This is a genomic window from Mesorhizobium sp. B2-4-19 (assembly GCF_006441315.1).
GTDB lineage: Bacteria > Pseudomonadota > Alphaproteobacteria > Rhizobiales > Rhizobiaceae > Mesorhizobium.
In genome coordinates this window covers 197041-203666 of record NZ_VFUV01000010.1, presented here as the reverse complement: position 1 = coordinate 203666, position 6626 = coordinate 197041, and the positions used below count along the sequence as shown (strand labels likewise).

Below are 6626 nucleotides of genomic sequence, written 5' to 3'. Positions count from 1 at the left end.
GACACCGAAATAACGAGCCCATTCAAACCATAAAAACAAAACCCCGCCAAAATTGACGGGGTTTGTCAGCAGTCTGAACCCGCCCTTGTGGCGGGTTTTTTGTTACGATGACGTCCTGCCGATGGGAGTCTGAGCTGACCTTAGGGGGGACGCCGGTGATAGATATCAATGACGAGCGATGGTCCGATCTCCGGGGCGGCTACAAGGTCGTCTACGATGCAAGACCAGCCCTGAGCGCGTTGAGGAGATGCTGAAGGCGTATTGGGACACCTAACCCTTTAATCGCCCACCAACTCGCGCAGCGCCATGCGCTTGTAGGCGGCGACCAGCCTGTCGCCCTCCTGCCGCTCGACCGAGATGGCCAGCCGTACCGCCGCCTCGCCCATCTGCCAGACGAGAAACGCAGTCGTCTCCAGCTCGATCGGATCGGCATCGGGCCGCAACCGCTTCAGCACCGCGACCAGGAACTCCGCATTGGCCCGGCTGTCGGCGAGTTCGAGCTGGCGCAGCGCCTTGTCGGCCTGCGTGCCCGACCAGATGTCGCGCATCACCGGCTCGGCCAGGAACAGCGCGTAGTAAATATCGACCAGCTCCGAGAAAGCCTGCCGCAGGCCTTCGGCGCCGCTGACATCCTTCAGCGCCGCCGAGATACAGGCCTGGCTTTCGGCCGTGTAGCGCTCGGCCAGTGCCCAGATGATCGCCCGCTTGTCGGGGAAGAACTGGTAGAGCGAGCCGATCGACACCCCTGCCCGTTCCGCGACCTCACCCATGCGCATGGCGTCGCTGCCTTGCTCGGTGATCAGGGCCGAGGCCGCGGCCAGCATGCGCTCCACCCGCTCGCGGCTGCGCTGCTGGCTTGGGGCCCGCCGTGGTGAAGCGACCTGCTCGTTGGCCGGTGTGCCTTCCATGGACTGTCTCCAACAATGCATTCGGCACAATCGCCGAGAAAATGGCTTGACTCACAAAATACGAGGGTTTATCACGTTTTGCAAATGTGAGGATTACTCATGTTTTAAACGGAGGAAGACCACCATGACCGACACCAAACCAATTCTGATCCTCGGCGGCACCGGCAAGACCGGCCGCCGTCTTGCCCAGCGGCTGACGGCGCGCGGCATTCCGGTACGGATCGGCTCGCGTTCCGGCACGCCGCGCTTCGACTGGGAGGCTCCCGCAAGCTGGGCTCACGCACTCGAGGACGTCAGCGCGGTCTACACCAGCTACTATCCCGACATCGCCGTGCCGGGCGCCGCCGAGGTGATCTATGCCTTCACCCGCCTTGCCGTGGAGCATGGCGTTCGCCGGCTGGTGCTGTTGTCGGGCCGCGGCGAGCACGAGGCGCAGCGCGCCGAAGAGATGCTGAAGGCTTCCGGGGCCGACTGGACGATCCTGCGCTGCGCATGGTTCTCGCAGAATTTCAGCGAAGGCTTTCTCGTCGAGCCACTGTTGGCCGGCGAAGTTGCCCTGCCGGTCGGACCTGTCGGCGAACCCTTCGTCGATGCCGACGACATCGCTGACGCCGCCGAAGCGGTGCTGACCGGGCCCGGTCATGTCGGCCAGCTCTATGAGCTGACGGGGCCGCGGCTGTTGAGCTTCGCCGACGCGGTCGCCGAAATTGCCAAGGCGGTTGGGCGCGACATCCGCTTTGTCAGAATTTCGCATGACGAGTTCACGACCGCCGTCGCGGCGCATGAACTGCCGCCCGAGATCGTCTGGCTGCTCGATGAGTTGTTCACCCAGGTGCTCGACGGCCGCAACGAGTCGCTCACTGACGGCGTCCAGCGCGTGCTCGGCCGTGCACCGAAAGACTTCTCCGCCTACGCAACCGAAACCGCCGCTAGCCGAATCTGGAGTAACTGAGATGAGCACGCTTGTTCCCGCCCTCACCATCATCGCCGCAATCGGCTCGGGCGTCGTCGGCGGCGTCTTCTTCGCCTTTTCCAACTTCGTCATGGCGGCCCTTGCCCGGCTGCCCGTCCCGCAAGGCATCGCCGCGATGAATGCGATCAACATCACGGTGATCACGCCGACTTTCATGACGGCGCTTTTCGGCACCGGCCTGCTCTGTCTGGTGCTGATTGGCGCCGTTCTTCTGGGCTGGAGCCAATCAGGCTCATACTGGCTGCTTGCCGGCGCCGTGATCTATTTCATCGGCAATCCGATCGTGACCATGATCTTCAACGTGCCGCTCAACGACGCACTCGCCGCCGTCGATCCTGCGAGCGCCAACGGCGCCGCCGTATGGGCGAACCATCTGAGCCAGTGGGTAATGTGGAACCACGTCCGCACCGTCACCGCCATCGTGGCAATGGCCTGCTTCATCATGGCTTTGATCTGAAGACAGCAGCCCGCGAATGCAAAAGACCGCGCCTCAGGCGGGGTCTGTCTTCTTGTGCGTTTTGCGGTCGGCATGGCCCAGGTCGCGGTCCGGATCGATCACGTCGCGCACCAGCTGCTTGAGTTTTGCCGCGTCCGGAAAGCCGCCGTCGCGCTTGCGGTCCCAGATGAGCACGTCGTTGCAGGAAATGGTGAAGATGCCGCCGGTGCCGGGCACAAGCGCCACTTCGCCGAGATCGGTGGCGAAAGTGGAGAGCAGCTCCTGCGCCATCCAGCCGGCGCGCAGCAGCCACTGGCACTGCGTGCAATAGGTGATGCGGATGGCGGGCAGCGGCGTCTCGCTCATCACGCCGCGCTGAGCTTGGCCATCGTCTCGTCGTCGACCTCGAAGTTGGCGTAGACGCTTTGCACGTCATCGTCGTCCTCGAGCGTGGCGACCAGCTTCATCAGCGACTGTGCCCGCTCCTCGTCGACCGGAACATTGTTCTGCGGCCGCCAGATCAGCTTCACCGATTCCGCTTCGCCGAGCGAGGCTTCCAGTGCCTTCGACACCTCCCCGAGATTCTCGAAGGCGCAATAGATCGTGTGGCCTTCCTCGTCGGTTTCGACGTCGTCGGCGCCGGCTTCGATCGCCGCTTCCATGACCTTGTCGGCGCTGCCGGCCGATGCCGGATAATAGATCTCGCCGACACGGTCCCACATGAAGGACACCGAGCCGGTTTCGCCCATCGCGCCGCCGGCCTTGGTGAAGGCGGCGCGCACATTCGACGCCGAGCGATTGCGGTTGTCGGTCAACGCCTCGACGATGACGGCGACGCCGCCTGGGCCATAGCCCTCATAGCGCACGGCCTCGTAGTTTTCGGCATCGCCCATCGACGCCTTGTTGATGGCGCGCTGGATGTTGTCCTTCGGCATCGACACCGCCTTGGCGTTCTGGATCGCCAACCGCAGGCGTGGATTCATCGATGGGTCGGGCGTGCCGCTCTTGGCGGCCACGGTGATTTCGCGCGCCAGCTTGGAAAACATTTTCGACCGCACCGCGTCCTGACGGCCCTTGCGGTGCATGATGTTCTTGAACTGTGAATGGCCAGCCATGGCACCCCTGTCGTGTTCGGCTAGAGCGTTCTGCAGCGAGATGCATTACCTCGCCTTTTGCAAAATGCTCGAATTCAAAATTTCAGAACGTCCTTGATGCGTCCAGAGGACGTACAGCGCTCTTTGTCGGAATGGCCGGCTTATAGATAAATCGGCTCAATTCGTCCAGCCGCACCGCGCGCATGACGCAACCGGATAGGCTGCTGCAAACGCTTACGCCTCCAGATCGGACTTCAGCCGGTCGATGATGCTGAGCGCATGGCCGGCATACTGGCTGATCCAGCGGTCGTGGATCTGCTTGATCGGCAGTGCGTTGAGATGGTTCCAGCGCTCGCGCCCGTCGCGGCGCGCAACGATCAGCTCGGCCTCCTCCAGCACCTTCAGGTGCAGCATGACGGTGCAGCGGTCGATGTCGGGAAAGGCGTCGCACAGCATGCCGGTGGTCTTCGGCTCGTCCTTCAGCCGATCGAGCATTTCGCGCCGGCGCGGGTGCGCCAGTGCCTTGAAAACATTGTCATCTTGCGATCGACTTGACATGTTATGTTTATATAACATATTGTTGGGCCTTTCAAGGATGGAGCTGTGGATATGTCTCTTGGGTTCCGCGTTTCCGGCCGCATCGGCAAACCGGCCGCCGAAGTTTTCGACGCCGTCGTCAACCCCAAGAAGCTGAGCGGCTATTTCACCACCATCGGCGGCGCCAGCGCACCGCTGCAGACCGGTACAAGCGTCGTCTGGTGGGGCAAGGTGCCTGTCGAGGTCGACGAGGTGGTCAAGGACAGCCGTATCCTGCTGCGCTGGGACGCCACCGACGCCGACGGCAAGCCGGCCTACAAGACCCGCATCGAGATGAATTTCGAACCTCTGGACGATGGCGGCACCCTCGTCACCATCGCCGAAAGCGGCTGGCAGGAAGGCGCGGTCGGCCTGAAGAAATCCTACCTGAACTGCGAGGGCTGGTCGCAGATGCTGGCCTGCATGAAGGCCTATGTCGAATACGGCATCAATCTGCGCGACGGCTACTACCGCAGCGAGATGAAGGGCGAGCCCGCCAACGAGGCCAATGTTTGAGCAGGCAAACGGAGGCCAGCGATGACGACAGTAACGCCGTTCCTGATGTTCGAGGGCAAGGCCGAGGAGGCGATGGCCCTTTATTGCGACACCATTCCCGGCAGCAGCATCCTCGACATCACGCGCTATGGTGCCGGTGAGGATGGCCCTGAAGGGACGCTGAAGCTGGCGCGCGCTTCCATCGCCGGCCGGGACGTCATGGTCTTCAACAGCCCCGTACACCACGCCTTCGGCTTCACGCCGTCGGTCTCGTTCTATGTCGACTGTTCTTCCTCGGAGGAACTGGACCGCATTGTCGACGCACTGGCGAAGGAGGGCGGGTTCCTGATGCCACCCGACAATTACGGTTTCAGCCGCCGCTTCGCCTGGTTGAACGACAGGTTTGGTGTCTCCTGGCAGGTCAACCTGGCCTGACCGAACATGGCCGACCCAAGCGCAGCGCAATGGAGACAGCAATGACGACGAAAATCACCGGCGGCATCAACATCGCCATGAAGGTGCCGCCGCATCAGTATGAAGCGACGATCGCCTTCTACCGCGACATCGTCGGCCTGAAGCCGTTCACCGCCAAGGCGCCGGCGGTCGGCTTCGAGCTCGGGCCCAACCGCCTGTGGATCGACGAGGCGCCGATGTTGAGCCAGGCCGAGGTCTGGCTGGAACTGTTCACCGAAGATTTTTCCACCGCTGCCGCACACCTCGCCGAGGCCGGCATCGTGCGTTGCGATGCCATCGAACCCTTGGGCGAAGGCTTTCGCGGCGGCTGGATCACCAACCCGGCCAGCATCGTCCACATGCTGCGCGAGCCCGGCGCCTGGTGAGCGCCACAACCAGAAAGGAGACCGCCATGGAGATCCATGAAACCCCAACAGCCGTAGCCGGCATGCTGATCCGACGGCCCGTCGCCGAGGTGTTCGAGGCCATCGTCGACCCGGCTATCACCACCAAATTCTGGTTCACCCATGGCAGCGGCCGACTGGACAGCGGCAAGGAGGTCCGCTGGGAGTGGCGCATGTACGGCGTCTCGACGACCGCCAAGGTCAGCGAGATCGTCAGGAATGAAAGGATCGTCATGCAATGGAGCGATCCGCCGACAACGGTGGTCTGGACCTTCACCGAAATGCCTGGCGATGCGACCTTTCTCGAGGTCCGCAACTTCGGTTTCGCCGGCACGCCCGACGAACAGGTCAAGGAAGCGATCGGCTCGACCGGTGGCTTCACGCTCGTGCTGGCCGGTGCCAAGGCCTGGCTGGAACAAGGCCTGACGCTTAGCCTGATCGGCGACCGCCACCCGGAGGGTGCGCCGGGGCGTTAGATGCCCCAGCACCCGATACTCAATGCCCGTCGCCGGACTTCGCATTCTTGCGCCGCCGCGCCAGCATGTTCAGCCCCTCGACCAGGGCCGAGAAGCCCATCGCCGCGTAGATGTAGCCCTTGGGCACATGGTAACCCATGCCGTCGGCGATCAGCGTCATGCCGATCATCAACAGGAAGCCCAGGGCCAGCATGACGATGCTGGGGTTCTTGGCGATGAAGTTGGCCAGCGGACCCGCCGCCAGCATCATCACGCTGACGGCCACGATCACGGCGATGTACATGATGGCGATCTCGTCGGTCATGCCGACGGCGGTGATGATGGAATCGATCGAAAAGACCAGGTCGAGCAGCAGGATCTGGAAGATCGCGCCGGCAAGCGAGATCTTGAGCGTCTCGCCCATCATCGTGTCCTTGTGGTCGTCGGGATCGACGGTGTGATGGATCTCCTTGGTCGCCTTCCACACCAGGAACAGGCCGCCAGCGATCAGTATCAGGTCGCGCCAGGAGAAGCCGTGGCCGAGGGCGGTGAAGACCGGCGTCGTCAGCTGGACGATGATCGAGATGGTGGCCAGCAGCACCAGCCGCATGACCAGCGCCGCCGAAATGCCGAGCCGGCGGGCGCGGGCCCGCTGCGCTTCCGGCAGCTTGTTGGTCAGGATCGAGATGAAGATCAGATTGTCGATGCCGAGCACGATCTCGAGCACCACCAGCGTCAGCAAGGCAATCCATGCGGTTGGATCGGAAACGAATTGAAAATGCGGCGCAAGAAATTCGACGAGCTGCATGGAGGTCGTTGTCCCCTCTTTTAA

The 6626-nt window shown here is 62.7% G+C and carries 11 protein-coding genes; 6 read left to right on the top strand and 5 right to left on the bottom strand.

Annotated features, from left to right (window positions below):
* Positions 1-278 precede the first annotated feature (278 nt).
* Positions 279-908, bottom strand: coding sequence for a TetR/AcrR family transcriptional regulator (locus FJ546_RS18945; protein WP_140890712.1), 630 nt, complete (start codon positions 906-908; stop codon positions 279-281).
* A gap of 124 nt (positions 909-1032) precedes the next feature.
* On the opposite strand from FJ546_RS18945, the gene FJ546_RS18940 reads away from it, so the two are divergent.
* Together FJ546_RS18940 and FJ546_RS18935 are read left to right on the top strand one after the other, a co-directional pair.
* Positions 1033-1860 carry an NAD(P)H-binding protein gene (locus tag FJ546_RS18940; RefSeq protein ID WP_140890711.1) on the top strand — a complete coding sequence of 276 codons (828 nt, stop codon included), beginning with the start codon at positions 1033-1035 and terminating at the stop codon, positions 1858-1860.
* A 1-nt stretch (position 1861) separates the two neighbouring features.
* A complete protein-coding gene (locus tag FJ546_RS18935) occupies positions 1862-2338 on the top strand; it encodes a DUF1772 domain-containing protein (protein ID WP_140890710.1) in 477 nt (158 codons plus the stop codon).
* 33 nt (positions 2339-2371) lie between these two features.
* Here FJ546_RS18935 and FJ546_RS18930 read toward each other — a convergent pair whose 3' ends face one another.
* The 3 genes from FJ546_RS18930 to FJ546_RS18920 all read right to left on the bottom strand — a co-directional run bounded on the left by FJ546_RS18930 (position 2372) and on the right by FJ546_RS18920 (position 3969).
* On the bottom strand, positions 2372-2683 hold the full coding sequence (locus FJ546_RS18930) for a SelT/SelW/SelH family protein (RefSeq protein ID WP_140890709.1): 312 nt from the start codon (positions 2681-2683) through the stop codon (positions 2372-2374).
* Positions 2683-3432, bottom strand: a complete 750-nt coding sequence (locus FJ546_RS18925; protein WP_140890708.1) for a YebC/PmpR family DNA-binding transcriptional regulator — start codon at positions 3430-3432, stop codon at positions 2683-2685. The genes FJ546_RS18930 and FJ546_RS18925 overlap by 1 nt, the downstream gene beginning before the upstream one ends.
* 213 nt (positions 3433-3645) lie before the next feature.
* Positions 3646-3969, bottom strand: a complete 324-nt coding sequence (locus FJ546_RS18920; protein WP_010912067.1) for a helix-turn-helix domain-containing protein — start codon at positions 3967-3969, stop codon at positions 3646-3648.
* A 51-nt stretch (positions 3970-4020) separates the two neighbouring features.
* Between FJ546_RS18920 and FJ546_RS18915 the strand changes: the two genes are divergently transcribed.
* From FJ546_RS18915 to FJ546_RS18900, 4 genes are read left to right on the top strand one after another with little or no spacing between them, the layout of a single operon-like run.
* Complete coding sequence (locus FJ546_RS18915) at positions 4021-4503, top strand: SRPBCC domain-containing protein (protein ID WP_140890707.1); 483 nt, start codon at positions 4021-4023, stop codon at positions 4501-4503.
* A gap of 21 nt (positions 4504-4524) precedes the next feature.
* Entirely contained in the window at positions 4525-4917 is a 393-nt protein-coding gene (locus FJ546_RS18910; protein ID WP_140890706.1) for a VOC family protein, read from the top strand.
* 41 nt (positions 4918-4958) lie between these two features.
* Positions 4959-5321 (top strand): hypothetical protein, encoded by a 363-nt coding sequence (locus FJ546_RS18905; protein ID WP_140890705.1) that lies wholly within the window; start codon positions 4959-4961, stop codon positions 5319-5321.
* Between the two features lie 26 nt (positions 5322-5347).
* The gene (locus FJ546_RS18900) at positions 5348-5815 is read left to right on the top strand and encodes an SRPBCC family protein (protein WP_140890704.1); all 468 of its coding nucleotides are present in this window, start codon (positions 5348-5350) and stop codon (positions 5813-5815) included.
* Between the two features lie 19 nt (positions 5816-5834).
* On the opposite strand, the gene FJ546_RS18895 is transcribed toward FJ546_RS18900, so the two are convergent.
* Positions 5835-6602, bottom strand: a complete 768-nt coding sequence (locus FJ546_RS18895; RefSeq protein WP_140890703.1) for a TerC family protein — start codon at positions 6600-6602, stop codon at positions 5835-5837.
* Positions 6603-6626 lie beyond the last annotated feature (24 nt).